This window comes from Jeotgalibacillus soli (assembly GCF_000829435.1).
GTDB classification, from domain to species: Bacteria; Bacillota; Bacilli; order Bacillales; family Jeotgalibacillaceae; genus Jeotgalibacillus; species Jeotgalibacillus soli.
The window spans coordinates 12,764-27,103 of the sequence record NZ_JXRP01000003.1 but is presented as its reverse complement, the minus strand read 5'-3'; the positions used below and the strand labels follow the sequence as shown (position 1 = coordinate 27,103).

General features: G+C 40.1%; 16 protein-coding genes. All 16 read right to left on the bottom strand.

Annotation, left to right across the window (positions count from 1 at the left end; translation table 11 throughout):
* Positions 1 to 60: 60 nt before the first annotated feature.
* The 16 genes from KP78_RS00255 to KP78_RS00180 all read right to left on the bottom strand — a co-directional run bounded on the left by KP78_RS00255 (position 61) and on the right by KP78_RS00180 (position 13,998).
* Complete coding sequence (locus tag KP78_RS00255) at positions 61 to 291, bottom strand: anti-sigma-F factor Fin (RefSeq protein ID WP_041085326.1); 231 nt, start codon at positions 289 to 291, stop codon at positions 61 to 63.
* 67 nt (positions 292 to 358) lie between these two features.
* On the bottom strand, positions 359 to 922 hold the full coding sequence (gene pth / locus KP78_RS00250) for an aminoacyl-tRNA hydrolase (RefSeq protein ID WP_041085325.1): 564 nt from the start codon (positions 920 to 922) through the stop codon (positions 359 to 361).
* A gap of 113 nt (positions 923 to 1,035) precedes the next feature.
* Entirely contained in the window at positions 1,036 to 1,656 is a 621-nt protein-coding gene (locus KP78_RS00245) for a 50S ribosomal protein L25/general stress protein Ctc (RefSeq protein WP_041085324.1), read from the bottom strand.
* 507 nt (positions 1,657 to 2,163) lie between these two features.
* Positions 2,164 to 3,123 carry a ribose-phosphate diphosphokinase gene (locus KP78_RS00240; protein ID WP_041085322.1) on the bottom strand — a complete coding sequence of 320 codons (960 nt, stop codon included), beginning with the start codon at positions 3,121 to 3,123 and terminating at the stop codon, positions 2,164 to 2,166.
* 13 nt (positions 3,124 to 3,136) lie between these two features.
* Complete coding sequence (gene glmU / locus KP78_RS00235; RefSeq protein ID WP_041085321.1) at positions 3,137 to 4,510, bottom strand: bifunctional UDP-N-acetylglucosamine diphosphorylase/glucosamine-1-phosphate N-acetyltransferase GlmU; 1,374 nt, start codon at positions 4,508 to 4,510, stop codon at positions 3,137 to 3,139.
* A 253-nt stretch (positions 4,511 to 4,763) separates the two neighbouring features.
* Positions 4,764 to 5,060, bottom strand: a complete 297-nt coding sequence (gene spoVG, locus KP78_RS00230) for a septation regulator SpoVG (RefSeq protein WP_041085319.1) — start codon at positions 5,058 to 5,060, stop codon at positions 4,764 to 4,766.
* A 294-nt stretch (positions 5,061 to 5,354) separates the two neighbouring features.
* On the bottom strand, positions 5,355 to 5,732 hold the full coding sequence (locus tag KP78_RS00225) for a RidA family protein (RefSeq protein ID WP_041085317.1): 378 nt from the start codon (positions 5,730 to 5,732) through the stop codon (positions 5,355 to 5,357).
* 24 nt (positions 5,733 to 5,756) lie between these two features.
* Complete coding sequence (gene purR, locus KP78_RS00220; RefSeq protein ID WP_041085359.1) at positions 5,757 to 6,602, bottom strand: pur operon repressor; 846 nt, start codon at positions 6,600 to 6,602, stop codon at positions 5,757 to 5,759.
* Positions 6,603 to 6,664: 62 nt separating this feature from the next.
* Complete coding sequence (gene ispE, locus KP78_RS00215; RefSeq protein WP_041085315.1) at positions 6,665 to 7,534, bottom strand: 4-(cytidine 5'-diphospho)-2-C-methyl-D-erythritol kinase; 870 nt, start codon at positions 7,532 to 7,534, stop codon at positions 6,665 to 6,667.
* Positions 7,535 to 8,213: 679 nt separating this feature from the next.
* On the bottom strand, positions 8,214 to 8,393 hold the full coding sequence (locus KP78_RS00210; RefSeq protein WP_041085313.1) for a small, acid-soluble spore protein, alpha/beta type: 180 nt from the start codon (positions 8,391 to 8,393) through the stop codon (positions 8,214 to 8,216).
* A 97-nt stretch (positions 8,394 to 8,490) separates the two neighbouring features.
* Entirely contained in the window at positions 8,491 to 8,760 is a 270-nt protein-coding gene (veg, locus tag KP78_RS00205; RefSeq protein WP_041085311.1) for a biofilm formation stimulator Veg, read from the bottom strand.
* 147 nt (positions 8,761 to 8,907) lie between these two features.
* Complete coding sequence (gene yabG / locus KP78_RS00200; protein ID WP_041085309.1) at positions 8,908 to 9,768, bottom strand: sporulation peptidase YabG; 861 nt, start codon at positions 9,766 to 9,768, stop codon at positions 8,908 to 8,910.
* A 136-nt stretch (positions 9,769 to 9,904) separates the two neighbouring features.
* A complete protein-coding gene (rsmA, locus tag KP78_RS00195) occupies positions 9,905 to 10,783 on the bottom strand; it encodes a 16S rRNA (adenine(1518)-N(6)/adenine(1519)-N(6))-dimethyltransferase RsmA (protein ID WP_041085308.1) in 879 nt (292 codons plus the stop codon).
* The gene (rnmV, locus tag KP78_RS00190; protein WP_041085307.1) at positions 10,776 to 11,336 is read right to left on the bottom strand and encodes a ribonuclease M5; all 561 of its coding nucleotides are present in this window, start codon (positions 11,334 to 11,336) and stop codon (positions 10,776 to 10,778) included. The genes rsmA and rnmV overlap by 8 nt, the downstream gene beginning before the upstream one ends.
* 408 nt (positions 11,337 to 11,744) lie before the next feature.
* Positions 11,745 to 12,989 carry a G5 and 3D domain-containing protein gene (locus KP78_RS00185; RefSeq protein WP_235420791.1) on the bottom strand — a complete coding sequence of 415 codons (1,245 nt, stop codon included), beginning with the start codon at positions 12,987 to 12,989 and terminating at the stop codon, positions 11,745 to 11,747.
* 244 nt (positions 12,990 to 13,233) lie between these two features.
* Positions 13,234 to 13,998, bottom strand: a complete 765-nt coding sequence (locus KP78_RS00180) for a TatD family hydrolase (RefSeq protein ID WP_041085306.1) — start codon at positions 13,996 to 13,998, stop codon at positions 13,234 to 13,236.
* Between the last annotated feature and the right edge of the window lie 342 nt (positions 13,999 to 14,340).

Here is a 14,340-nt window from a genome sequence, read left to right as displayed (position 1 = left end):
TCTCTCCTCCTGTTATATTCAAACAGAAAAATGCCTTGGATGAAGCCATCCAAAGCTTTCTTACTGTATAAATTGGTCTAGCTCATGGTAATCGGGGTTTCGCTCCAATGATTCCTGACAATCTTCACAAATTGTCTGAATCTTAACGTGCCCCTCTGAAGTATAGGATACCATATTTTGTCGCTCTTCGTTTGACAGTTTGTGAATTCCGAGCTTCTCCGCATGAATTGACGGCATTTCAAGTTTACCAACTGAATTCCCGCAATGTCGGCAGTCATAGTGTATAGCCATTCAAATATCCTCTCCTTTCACTAGGCTTGATAACTTAGTATAAGCCGTTACGAAAAGAGATATTCATTTAGCTGCCATTAAATTCATTCATAACTTCTAAAAACGGCTTTTCAAGCCAGGATTCACAGGCATCAGCACTTTTTTTAACGACGGTCTCCATCATTGTGCAATCTTCATCAGAAAAACGACTTAACACATAATCGACCACCTTTGTTCCTTGCGGAGGACGACTAATTCCAATTCTAATGCGATTAAATTCCGCCGTTCCCACATGAGCAATTGTACTTTTAATGCCATTATGACCACCTGCACTGCCTTTTTTCCGAAGCCTTATTGAGCCCATTGGTAAATCAAGGTCATCATAAAGCACCACCAGATCTTCAGCCTCCATATTATAATAGTCCATCATTGGTCGAATACATTCACCTGACAAATTCATATAAGTGAGCGGCTTAAGTAGTATGACTTTCTCACCATTTTTATGAATCGCACTAAATGCCCCATTAAATTTACTTTGCATAAGTGGTGCATTCCATCTAGTAGCCAGTTCATCGATTACTTTAAACCCAATATTATGTTTAGTGCCGTCATATTGTTTACCAGGATTCCCTAGTCCGACAATCAATTTCATTCCATCTACACCTCTTTAGTCCATTACCGGTTGAACCCGTTGTTCACCTGTTAACATCATCATAAACCATTTTAGGCGCAACCTCCAAAAGGTTGCGCCTAAAATAATAAATATTAATTTGTTTCTGTTTCTTCTTTTTTAGATTCTGTCCCATCTGCTTCATCATTCTCTTCAGACTTTTCTTCTACCCGAGGAGTAAGGACGGTCACAATAGTTTCATCATCCTCATGATTCATTGTGAACTGGAATTGGTCACGAATATCTCCGACTGAAATAGATTCTGCTATTTCAAGCTTGCTGATGTCCACTTCAATAGAATCTGGAATATCATTTGGCTTTGCAGACACAGACAGGGTATGAAGAATCATTTGAACAACGCCGCCCTCTTTAGCACCAGCTGATTCTCCAATTAATTTAACCGATACATCGACTTCAAGCTCTGAAGACAGGTTTACAGCTAAAAAGTCTGCATGAACTATTTGGTCCTTTAAGAAATCGGACTGGAAATCACTTAGAACTACCTTTTGTTTATTTCCTTCGATATCTAAATCAATAATACCGTTACGGCCTACATCACGAATTGTTTTTATAAGTTCCATTTCATTTATTGCAATTGAAGTATTATTAACATTATAACCATATACTACTGCGGGGAGCTTACCTTCTTTGCGCAACCCATTGCGGTCAGATTTTTTAAACCCTTTTCGTGTCGTTGCTTTAAGTATTGAGCTCATAATATAATCACCTTCCGAATAGTTTTCGTTATAGTTTTCGTTGTTAGACTACTATAAACTTTCCCACTCTGCTTAACCATTAAACATTACATTGGAGCACGCTCCCTCACTATAAGGCTTTACATCACCCTCCAAGCACTGATATAAAGCCTTTTATGATGGTCCTTTGATATGAAAAAAAATTAAAACTTATCGATCCATTTAATTTGACGATTGCGACGGGCGTTTTTGGGTTGTCCCATCATGACGGGTCGTTAATTTCCATTTATTTCTATCATACTCCTGATTTGTTCTTATTAATAGCTGTAAGGAGGAAGGGAAATAAAGTGCCGGCCCATTCCTGAGACTCCTGCGGAAAAACGATCGAGAGAGACCCCGCAGTGCAGCGTTCTTCTGCACGAGGAGGCTCGAACGTTCGTCCGCGGAAAGCGAAGGAATCGGCCGGCACGGTTTTTTAATTTCAACAACCAGAAAAAACCGACTCCATAATGGAATCGGTTTTCAAAATCAATCAAACAATGTGCTAACAGATTCTTCTTCAAATACGCGAATAATGGCTTCAGCAAGAAGGCTGGCTACTGATAGCTGTACAATCTTGCCTCCTTTTTTCTCTTCACTAAGGGCAATTGAATTTGTAACAATAAGCTCTCTAATCGGAGAATTATTAATCCGTTCCATCGCTGGTCCAGACAATACCGGATGCGTACAGCTGGCATATACATCTTTTGCTCCACTTTCTATTAATGCATTAGCTGCAATGGTGATTGTACCCGCTGTGTCAATAATATCATCAATCAGGATCGCAATTTTGCCATCGACGTTCCCTACTATATTCATAACTTCTGCTACGTTCGGTTTAGGGCGGCGTTTATCAATAATAGCAATCGGTGCCTTTAGGCGCTCTGCCAATTTACGTGCACGTGTAACGCCACCGTGGTCTGGAGAAACAATAACAATTTCGTCTGGCGAAAAGTTTTTTCCCAGGAAGTAATCCGCAATAATTGGAACACCACGAAGATGATCAATTAAAATATCAAAGAATCCTTGAATTTGAGGAGCATGCAGGTCTAGTGTGATGACGCGTGTTGCTCCAGCAGTTTCAAGAAGATTAGCAATCAATTTTGCTGTAATCGGCTCACGCGCACGTGCTTTGCGATCCTGACGAGCATATCCATAGTATGGCATGACAATATTGATCGTCTTCGCAGAGGCACGCTTAAGTGCATCAACCATAATTAACAGTTCCATCAGATTTTCATTAACAGGTTGTGAAGTCGATTGTACAACAAATACATCACAGCCACGAATACTTTCTTCAATATTTATTTGAATCTCCCCGTCACTAAAGCTAGATACCGAACATTTACCAAGCTTTAACCCTACCGCTTGTGCTATGTCTTTCGCTAACTCTTCGTTCGAGTTCAAGGAAAAAATTTTCAATTTCGAATCGGCATATTCTCTAGACATTATTGTCCTCCAATTATTTTTTTGTATGAATCTTCTTTACATAGTCTTCTTTGTTTACTTGACGTGCTCTGGCAATTGAAAGAGCTTCACCTGGCACATCTTCAGTAATGGTTGAACCAGCAGCAACATATGCGCCCTTACCAATTGTTACAGGAGCCACGAGGTTTGAATTGCAGCCTACGAACACATTGTCTTCAATCACTGTTAAATGCTTATTTTGACCGTCATAATTAACAGTAATGGAACCACAGCCAAGGTTGACATTAGCCCCGACTTCCGCATCCCCAATGTAGCTTAAGTGAGAGGCTTTACTGCCTTTACCAAAGTTCGTTTTCTTTATCTCAACAAAGTTCCCGATTTTAACCTCATCGTGAATCGTTGATTGCGGGCGTATATGGGCAAATGGACCAATGGTCACATCCGATCCAATTGCACTATCATGTACAACAGATTGCCGAATCGATGTGCGATGAGCAACTGTACTATTTTTTAGCTCTGTATTTGGACCAATCGTACAGTCTTCTCCTACCACTGATTTCCCTTCAATTACAGTTCCAGGATAAATAACCGTGTCTTGTCCAATAGATGCATCACTGCTTATATACGTACTTGCAGGATCAATCAATGTTACGCCATTTCGCATATGCTGCTCATTAATTCGTACACGCATGAGCTGCTCCGCTTCAGAGAGTGCTACACGATCATTAACACCAAGTGTTTCATGCGCTAACGGAGTCTGGAATGCACCGATTGTATCCCCTTGTGATTGGAGAATTTCGATAACGTCAGGTAAATAGTATTCACCCTGAACATTATCATTATTTACTTTTTCAAGTGCCTCAAATAATGCCTTATTATCAAAGCAATATGTTCCTGTGTTTATTTCTTTTACTCCTCGTTCTACGTCATTTGCATCTTTATGCTCAACAATACGTTGAACAAAGCCTGATCCATCTCTAATAATACGGCCATACCCATCAGGTTGTTCTTGGTGAGCCGTCAAAATTGTTGCTTTGGCCTGTTGTTCCTCATGATGCTGAATGAGGGATGCCATTGTATCTGCTGTGATTAGCGGTGTATCTCCACAAACCACCAATGTAATTCCTTCTTTATTTTGTAAACGATCCTTCGCTTGCATAACTGCATGAGCTGTCCCTAATTGCTCCGCTTGCAATACGAATTCTGAACGCCCCTCAAGCTGTGCTTGAACTCGTTCAGCACCATGACCAACAACCGTTACCACTTCATTCATACCTACTGCCATAATTTGATTCAGTACATGCTCCACCATCGGCTTTCCACATACTGGATGCAATACTTTATATAGCTTTGATTTCATGCGAGTTCCTTGACCCGCAGCCAAAATAATGGCATATCGATTCGACATAGTCGGTCCTCCAGTTAACATTTTTCCCCTTCGAATATATATTAAAAAGCCCATCATTTCAAGGAAACTATGGATTTCAGAACAATCTGTCACGCATTTGTCATGAAACTACCAGTCATCTCCTTATTTTAGCAAGAGGGAAGCTTTTTTTAGATGGTTATAATCAACGTTATTCATTTTATCACTATTATCTCTAATAAAGAAAAAAACCCAGCTGATTTTCAGCCAGGTTTCCTTTAACAGATGAGATTGGTTAAGAAGCACCAGCTTCCTCAAGTTCATTAATCTCTTCTAATTCTCCTACTCGCATATACTCTTCAAGAACAGATTCTTGAATCATTTCACGTGTGCCCGAATTAATTGGATGCGCAATATCGCGAAATTCTCCATCTGGTGTCCTTTTACTTGGCATCGCTACAAATAATCCATTATTTCCGTCAATCACCCGGATGTCATGTACAACAAATTCATTGTCCAGTGTAATGGAAGCGATAGCACGCATTCGGCCATCAGTACTCACACGACGCACTCTTACATCAGTAACTTCCATTGAATTTCACCACCTTTCCCGCTAGATAACTCGCCCTATTACTAGTTCCCTAACGATCGTGATGTTTCCTGCATAAAAATGAAATTATTAGTAAAATATTTTTCACGAATTTAAAAATTTTATCATCTACCAAACTTACAATATACTTTTAATAAGTTATTTTCTATCATCCCATATATTTTTAAAAATTAAAATTTTTTCATTGGTTTTTATTTTACATATGCCTTAAATAAAAGTTCTCATCCATTTTTTATAAATAAAAAACCCCTAGCTTAAATTCGCTAGGGACACTTTTTATGATTTTATAAGTGCGATCACTTCTATTTCGACTCCAGCACCCTTTGGAAGCTTAGACACTTCTACACAGGATCTTGCTGGGCGATGCTCACCAAAATATTCTCCATAAATCGTATTCACTTGATCAAAGTTTTGTAAATCTGAAAGAAAAACGGTTGATTTTACTACAGTTGATAGTGATGCACCCGCTTCTTCTAAGACCGCTTTCAAATTACGAAAAACTTGGTGAGTCTGTTCTTCAATGCTTCCTTCAATCAAAACGCCTTCTGGAGTCAGCGGAATTTGACCAGAGCTGTAAAAAAGATTATTTACTGCGACACCTTGAGAGTAGGGACCAATTGCAGCCGGTGCTAAGTTTGTTTGAACCAATTTCATCATTTCATCCTCCTAAAAGTTCGATTATTCTATTTCAGGTAAAAATGAGTACACTTGATCAAAATAATTACCAGTTGTTACTTGAATTGTTTTTTCTCTTTCATCCACATTTGATAATTTAAGAAGAGAAGTATATTGTTCTACAAGGCGTTCTTCCACATGATCGGATTCAATTAAGATCGCAGTCCCTGCCACTGTTGCAGAGAATTCCTCCAATAAATTTTTCATTCCGGCAGCTGTTCCTCCCGCCTTCATGAAATCATCTACAATTAATACGCGCGCACCTTGAGGTAAACTGCGCTTTGAAAGCACCATTGTTTGTATTCTTCTTGAAGAACCCGATACATAGTTAATGCTTACCGTTGATCCTTCAGTAACCTTGCTATCTCTTCTAACTACTACGACAGGTACACCTAAGTATCGTGCTGCGGCATGAGCGATGCCTATCCCCTTTGTGGCTACGGTCATAATGAAATCAATTTCTTTATTTGCAAAAGCCGCGGCAAAAAGCTTTCCAACATGATTCATTAAATGGATATCACCGAGAATGTCTGTCATGTACAAATAACCACCTGGAAGCAAGCGATCGGAATGAGAGACATGCTCACGTAAAGAAGCAATTAATTCTTCCGCTTGCTTTCGCTGAATACCGGGTATGTATTTCACTCCACCCGCTGCACCTGGAATGGTTTGAAGTGTACCGACACCTCTATGTTCAAACGTCTCTTTTACAATGACTAAATCCTCACTAATTGAAGATTTAGCGGATTGAAATCGATCCGCAAAAAAAGTAAGAGAAACCAATTCTCTCGGATGCTCCATAAGATAATGCGTCATATCAATAAGCCGTTCACTGCGCTTAAACTTCATTTCTGCCAAATACCTCCCAAAACCCGAATAATTTAAAGTTACTATATCATTATTATACGGATTTAAGCAAGAGGGTTTCGCTCACCAATCAAGCGAACAGCAAAGACTTGATCACAAAAGCCACGCAGACCATTATAGACTCGATTTACCTTTGATTCATATTCAACCAAACCAAAAACCGTTGGTCCACTGCCGCTCATTAAAACGGCATCCGCCCCAAAGCGCCCCATTTGTTCTTTAATATGCGCTACCTCTGGATGCATCTTAAGGGTGACAGATTCGAGCGCATTACCGAGATTCTCACACATCGCTTGATAATCTTGCTTTTTGATTGCTTGGACCATAGCGTTTGTATCTGGATGCTTTATCTTATCAATACGCAAGTTTTGATATACATCTGCCGTTGATACACCAATCGTCGGCTTAGCCAAAATCACCCAGCAGTTCGGAGGAACAGGAAGCTCTTGTATAATTTCTCCCCTGCCAGTGGCAAGCGCTGTTCCGCCGTACACGCAAAAAGAGACATCGGAGCCGATTTGCGCACCAAGCGCGGCCAGCTCATCTAATGGAATGTTTAGCTTCCAAAGCTGATTAAGCCCGCGCAGTGTTGCAGCAGCATCACTGCTTCCACCGGCCAGCCCTGCCGCAACAGGAATCTGCTTATGAATCGTTATGGCTACTCCTTGTTTTATCTTGTACCGCTCACGTAACAATGCCGCGGCCTTATACGCCAGGTTTCGATGATCCCCAGGAACAAAGCGATCATGAGAAAGAATATGGATTTTGCCATCATTCATTAATTCAAGCTCAATACGGTCAGCTAAATCCACCGTCGTCATCACCATCTCTACCTCATGAAAACCATCTGGCCGCTTGTGTAGCACATCTAAAGATAAATTAATCTTTGCAGGTGCCTTAACCAACATTTTCAACCAACTCACCTCAATCACAACAATCATTCAATGAAGCTATTGTAGCATAAATGAAGAAAAGTGGAAGCAGGTGTTTAGACTCGACTAGCATAAGACGACCTGCCATGGTCGGTGTTCTTTGTCGATTAGGGCTGGGTGGCTTACGACCCGAGAGTCTACCTGCTGTATCTGGACAATGAAAAGTGGAAGCGCCTGTTTAGACCCGACAAGCATATGACGCAATGCCGGAGTTGGCGTTCTTTGCTAGCATAGTCAGTATGTCTAATGATCTCGAGGGGCTAGTCGCCTGCGCAGATAGACTAGAAAATAAAAAGCACCTCTGTTTAGCGACAATATGTGTAAGTCGTTTCCAATAGAGACTTCCCTTTTCTACTATAGAAAATAAAATAGTTGCGATTGCTGTTTTGAATAGAAAGTTGATGAATTTGGAAAAAAAACGTCATAGTTTGGCGAGTAAAACATTGTATTCGCTGACTAATCAAACCATAACCGCTCCCGCATATGTCTAAAATACTTCCTTATACTTTTTCCAGTTATCGTTTTGTACACAAAAAAGCCAGAGAAGTTGTCTTCTCTGGCTTTTTCTAGGCAAGTACTCGTATTGTATACGATCGATGAATCTATACGCACCTAAACATACAGAATCTACATTACCGAATATTTCTATTCATTGGTATGACTACAAGTTATTATTCGGTAGCTGACGCTCTGCCATTTCGATGGCTCGTTTCACCATATTTCCGGCATCCCTTGCTTTTATGCCGCCCCAGCCTTCCTGCTGAACCACATCATAAAAACCAAGTTCTTTGGCGATTTCTTCTTTGAGTTGATGGGACATAATGCCCTTTCGTCTACTCATTTCAGTCGTCCCCCTATCCGGAGTACCGCCTGCAAATAGTATGTACGTAGGCGGTTAGAATATACCCGCCCAAATAAAAAAGCAGCAAACTGGGTGTCTACTGCTGACTTACGGTCAAAGCTTCTGCACCTTCATCAATGAAGGTTAACTCCACTGATTCAGTTAATACATCGGTGTAGCTATACGATACCCGCTCAAAAGCGTGTTCATCCTGATCCAGTTCCACGATGAAAATGGCCGGATACGTTTCAGTAAGAACTCCTGAACGCTCGATTGTCTTGCGTCTTCCACCATTGGCTTTTAACATTAGACGTTTACCAAGATTTAAATCAAGTGCCTTTTTAATGTCGGCTAAAGTTTTTGGCATTTCGCTTCCACCTCACTGCCATTAGTATAACACATTGGTTTTGCGAGGTCAAATAAAATAATTATTTTATCAATCTTTTGATAAGAATGTCAATATATTTTATTCCCCAAAATACTCTGTTTTTCGCCACAATTAACCTCTCACTCATTATTCAGTGTACATTTCTGCTCGATATGGCGTTCCAATCCGTAAAACTCCTTTTGTTTCAATCCCACCGATTCCTTTTTCATCTGCCAATGTATGCTTTAATATGTCTGAAGCAACCACCGATTCTTTAAAAGACGTATAGCTTATTTTCCCAACCGTATAGACTGGGTCCAGCGCATGTATATTCACACGTAGAGGGGAACTAGCAAAATTTGCTCCTGCATGAATCAACGACTCGAAATGAGATTGACAAGCCCCTGCAAAAATAACGAGCTGATCTAGACTGGGCATTTTTTTCCGAGCTTCCTGAACTGCTTTCACAAAGTAGGCTGAATGACGATAAGAATGTACATCTGTCCGCTTGCCACGGGAAGGCAGGTACGCATCATGACCTGTTATAACAAGTATATGCGGCAGATATTTCTCAATTAACGCAGCTACTCTTGCGGGCATTTCACTTTCTGCGCAATGAATCCCAATAGCAGGCACGTGAAGGGTTGCATAGGTAGCAAGACATTTTTTCAAGTACTGAGGATCACCGTCGAGATGTAAGACTCTGCCCGGCAAATGAAAGGATGAAGACTCAGAAGATGAGCCCTTTCGTTCATCCACATTATGCGTATCATTTGTAAATGAACGATAGGACTCACTCTCCTGGCTTTTCCACTCTTCCTCAATACGTTCCAATTCTTTATCCGTTATGAGAACTAAGTCGGAGACAGGGGCGTCTGCTACAAGTCTAACCTCAGCCCCATATAAAACAGCAAACTCTTCACCTTCTCTATTCACAATTTCCACCACACGAAAAACCACATCACAACTATAGGATTTGCGCCCAACCAGATTTCCAATCCAATCCATGTGACAGCCCCCTGTCATTGGTGACGATACTTTACTTTATGCTTCTACCTACAAACCGGTTCATATCATCATTTAAAAAAGCCTGGTTATGAAGGGAATTGAATTCTTCACAACCAGGCTAAAAACTATTTATGCATCACTGAAAATGTGGGTATAGCGCATCTGCAAGAGCACCAAACTCAGCGATAGATAAGCTTTCACCACGTCTAGTCGGCTCAATCTCCGCTTCTGCTAGAGCTGTAAGGATTTGTTCTTTCTTTTCCTTGCCGCCCGGGAGTTGGCTTGTTAAATTATTTAAGATTGTTTTTCTTCGTTGAGCAAAAGAGGATCTCGTTATAGTAAAGAAAAAGTCCTCATTCTTTACTTTTACCGCTGGTTCTTCTCTCCTAATCAAACGGATAACAGCAGAGTCCACATTAGGCTGAGGCATAAAAACCGTCTTAGGAACCGTCATGACTAAAGAAGCTTCTGTATAATATTGAATGGCAATAGATAGAGAACCATAGGTTTTTGAACCAGGATCAGCAGCAATCCGATCTGCAACTTCTTTTTGCAGCATGACAACAAGCCCCTTAATTGGCAGTTTTTCTGTTAGAAGCTTCAAAATAATTGGTGTTGTAACGTAATAAGGAAGGTTTGCAACGACCATTACATCCTCTATTTCCTTGAACTCCTCTGCAATGACTGTAGAAACATCTGCTTTTAAAACATCAGCGTGAAGAACTTTCACATTATCATATGGAGATAGTGTATCTTTTAAAATTGGCAATAGCCGTTGATCAATTTCAAATGCGACCACTTTTTTTGCAGAACGAGCAAGATGTTCAGTCAAAGCCCCAATACCCGGTCCGATCTCAATTGCTCCTTTTTCTTTTGTTAATCCAGCTTGATCAACGATATTCCGTAAAATATTTGGGTCAATTAAAAAATTCTGTCCCAGACTTTTCTTGAATGAAAAGCCATATTTTTTCATGATTTCTTTTGTACGTATTGGCGTTGCAATATCTTTAGACATTCTGTTCCTCCTGTAGTATAGCTGTCATCTCTCGAACAAACTCTTCATGTGAGATCTGGAACATCAGCAGTCGGTTGTAAAGCTGCTTGCCATTCGCATAACCAATTCGAAGGCGGGCACCAAGCTTCTCCCGGCGTTCCTTTGCCTTCGGGCCGCCAATCAACCCTGTTTCCAATAAATCCTCTTTGCTGATCTGCTCCACTACCTCTTCAACCATGTGATGGGCTTGTTTAAGTGCTTCACGAATTACTTCTGGTGATGCATGTTCAACACCTATTCCGCGACCGTTCTTTTTCAAGGCATCCTGACGATCAATAAAAGCATGTTTACACCCAGGCACGTGATCCTGAACAATTTGGCGAATACGCTGTCCTGGATAATCTGGGTCAGTTAAAATAATTACCCCTCGTTTATCTTGTGCATGTCGAATACGCTCGAGCACGCTCGGTGGAATAGCTGAACCATTTGTTTCTATTGTATCTGCATCAACAGCACGTCGAATCGCTGTTGTATCGTCTCGCCCTTCCACTATAATTACTTCTTTTATTTTCATTATTTCCTCCAGCTCTATATAATATTTCTTTTATAATTATTCGCATTTTAGTATTTTCACAGATAAACGAGCCGTTTCCGCTTTTCTTCTTGTCCAGCTCCAACGGCTAGACCCTCTAGGTTGTAAGGTCCGATTGGTTTGTTGAAAAACAACGTCAACACCCCCATCGTTCCTTACACTTGTCGGGTCTGAACGAGCCGTTTCCGCTTTTCTTCTTAGTATAAATCAAAGTGAGAAGAAACACACAAAAAACAGGAGGATTTCTCCCCCTGCTTTCTTTTTATATAGACTTCAAAAAAATGCTGAGTTCATTGCGGTTAAAAGTCGCTTCTTGACGAGGAGAAAAATACCTCCTTACATACTCCCTTACGCAATGACTGAATCTAAAACATTCTTTCGCTTTTTATATTATGGCAAGATTTTTATTTTCACTTGTTTATTTCCCCAACTATATGCAGCCTCTTTTGTCGGAAGGAAAACATCGATTTTGTTTCCTTTGATCGCTCCACCAGTATCACCGGCTACAGCATATCCATAACCTTCTACGTATACTTTAGATCCAAGCGGAATAACAGATGGATCTACAGCAATAACTTTTAAGTTAGGATTTGCTTTTAGATTAATTCCTGTTGCTGTGATGCCTGAGCAGCCATTGCAATAAGCCGTGTATGCCGTTGATGTCACATACATTTCTTTTCCGCCGCTAGGTTCAGCAGACGATGTGTTTGACGTTTGTGATGCTTGAGTAGATTGTTGTCCGCGAGAAACTTGAGCAACATATACTTTCGTTCCTACTGCGACGACTTCATTACGGCTTTCTTTAAGCGTTTTTTCGCTTTTCAGTTCACGGGAAACTTCTTTCCCGTTCTCTTTTACGACTTCATAGGTTTTTTCAATAAGGCCCTTTTCACCTTTTTGAATAACTTGTTCCGTCCCCTCGGCAAGATCATTATCTTTTCTCGATTCAACGGCAAAGTCTTTTGGTTCTTCCAGCACATCGGTGACCTTTTCAACACGGACGATCTTAACAGTAGCACCCTCCGCCAGTTTCGTGTCAAGTCCCGGCTCGGTGCGATCGTCTTTATTCAGCTTAATATCTTGCTGTTTTAAAAAGTCAGCGACGGTGATCGAAGTAGACCATGCCTCCTGCTGTGTTGTACCATCTACTAACGTCCAGGCAAAAGCCTGCTCTAAAGAGATTACCATATTCTCCTTAATCTCTGCTTGTAAATCATGGGACAGATTATCCTGTTCACCAACTTCTATTTTTTCTTTACGCAGAAATTCTCCTACGTCTTTTGCTGTGGTCATCACTTCTTGGGTATCCTCCCCAATGATCAGTGATACCTGTTTCGCGGGTTCCCAACGAACTTTCATATCATGAAAGACAGGCGAATCGCCCGAGGGATAAAGATAGTCTTGAGTGTTTAAATCTAATTCTAAATCTGTAAATATATCTTCTACAGTACTAGCATGTGTTCGTATTAATTGGTCTTCACCATTCAAAGAAAGGGCAATTGTCTTCTTTGTTACTTCATGGAACAAGACGCTGATTACTAATATAAAAACAGCAATTGTCACCAAACTATATACCCAATTCTTTTTACTCATAGACTTCGGAAACAGGTTTTTCATGTTCTTATTGGTTTTCATGAAAAACTCCTCCTTTACTCCGAGTGATTATAAAGACTATTGATATGACTTGTCAACCTTTGAAACTATTAATTCAATTCCTTCGCGAAGGTGATATGTCCCATTATGCATACCCGGATGGCGGTTGAAAAGGTTTTTTCTTCGACATATCCGGCTACCAACATGATGAATTTTTAAGCAATTTGTCACATGCAGATCGAACAATTTATGTATCATACAACTATTTATAAACCGCTGCGCTAATTTATAGTTTAAAAATTTTTTTAGCATTTTGTGTCGTTTGATTTCCGACTTCTTCAAAAGTGATCCCACGAAGTTCGGCAATTTGTTCAGCAACCAGTTTTACATATGCAGGTTCATTTCTCTTTCCTCTATATGGATGAGGCGCCAAATACGGAGCATCTGTTTCGATTAACAAACGGTCCAACGGTATTTCTACTGCTACTTCCTTCGGTTTTTTGGCATTTTTAAATGTCACCGGTCCACCAAGTGAAATCATGAAATTTAAATCCAGACACTCCCTGGCTGTTTCAACACTTCCGCCGAAGCAATGCATGATTCCTCCAACCTGAACGGCATCTTCCTCTTTTAAAATATCAATCACATCTTGAGTCGCATCCCGGTTGTGAATGATAATCGGCAAGTTTACTTTTATCGCCAGTTTAATCTGTTTTCTGAAGACTTCCTTTTGAACTTCTTTTGGTGACTTATCCCAGTAATAGTCCAGCCCCATCTCGCCAATTGCTACAACCTTTGGATGATCTGCAAGCTCTTCAATCCATGCTAAATCCTCATCCGTCATGTCAACGGCATCTACTGGGTGCCAACCCACAGCTGCATAGATAAAATCATATTCATCGATAAGCTCCATTGCCTTTTTAATCGTCGGCCGATCAAATCCTACAACGACCATCCATTCAACGCCATTTTCCCTGGCTCTAGTGATTACTTCCGGCAAATCATCTTCAAACTGTTCAGCATTTAAATGTAAATGTGTATCAAACAACATACAAGGTCTCTCCTTTAGTTCAACAAATTTAGTGTATAAAAAATTCTGATGACAAGCTTCTCAATTGTGTAACATTAATATGACAAATTAGTCACAATAATCTTGTGATTTATTCACAAGAAACAGACTCATTTTTAATCAACTAGATAATATGACTTATACAATATTATTTTAGAATTACTAAAAAGGGTGAAACCTTTGATTAAAAACAGATTCTTATTTTTTTCTTCTATATAATATTATTGCAATATACATACTAAAAGAAAAGTATATAGGTAATCCAAGGGGCCTATATTCTCAACGTTATAACCAAAATACAGGAATATATTCACCGAAATAAAT

Coding starts and splice junctions, on each gene's coding strand:
- veg (WP_041085311.1), bottom strand. CDS start 8,760: ATGCCAAAAACTTTAGCCGACATTAAAAAGGCACTTGATTTAAATCTT.
- KP78_RS00245 (WP_041085324.1), bottom strand. CDS start 1,656: ATGAGCTCAATACTTAAAGCAACGACACGAAAAGGGTTTAAAAAATCT.
- yabG (WP_041085309.1), bottom strand. CDS start 9,768: ATGGATTGGATTGGAAATCTGGTTGGGCGCAAATCCTATAGTTGTGAT.
- pth (WP_041085325.1), bottom strand. CDS start 922: ATGAAATTGATTGTCGGACTAGGGAATCCTGGTAAACAATATGACGGC.
- KP78_RS00255 (WP_041085326.1), bottom strand. CDS start 291: ATGGCTATACACTATGACTGCCGACATTGCGGGAATTCAGTTGGTAAA.
- KP78_RS00180 (WP_041085306.1), bottom strand. CDS start 13,998: ATGTTGTTTGATACACATTTACATTTAAATGCTGAACAGTTTGAAGAT.
- KP78_RS00225 (WP_041085317.1), bottom strand. CDS start 5,732: ATGAAATTGGTTCAAACAAACTTAGCACCGGCTGCAATTGGTCCCTAC.
- purR (WP_041085359.1), bottom strand. CDS start 6,602: ATGAAGTTTAAGCGCAGTGAACGGCTTATTGATATGACGCATTATCTT.
- rsmA (WP_041085308.1), bottom strand. CDS start 10,783: ATGTCTAAAGATATTGCAACGCCAATACGTACAAAAGAAATCATGAAA.
- rnmV (WP_041085307.1), bottom strand. CDS start 11,336: ATGAAAATAAAAGAAGTAATTATAGTGGAAGGGCGAGACGATACAACA.
- KP78_RS00185 (WP_235420791.1), bottom strand. CDS start 12,989: ATGAAAACCAATAAGAACATGAAAAACCTGTTTCCGAAGTCTATGAGT.
- KP78_RS00240 (WP_041085322.1), bottom strand. CDS start 3,123: ATGTCTAGAGAATATGCCGATTCGAAATTGAAAATTTTTTCCTTGAAC.
- spoVG (WP_041085319.1), bottom strand. CDS start 5,060: ATGGAAGTTACTGATGTAAGAGTGCGTCGTGTGAGTACTGATGGCCGA.
- glmU (WP_041085321.1), bottom strand. CDS start 4,510: ATGTCGAATCGATATGCCATTATTTTGGCTGCGGGTCAAGGAACTCGC.
- KP78_RS00210 (WP_041085313.1), bottom strand. CDS start 8,393: ATGAGTAGACGAAAGGGCATTATGTCCCATCAACTCAAAGAAGAAATC.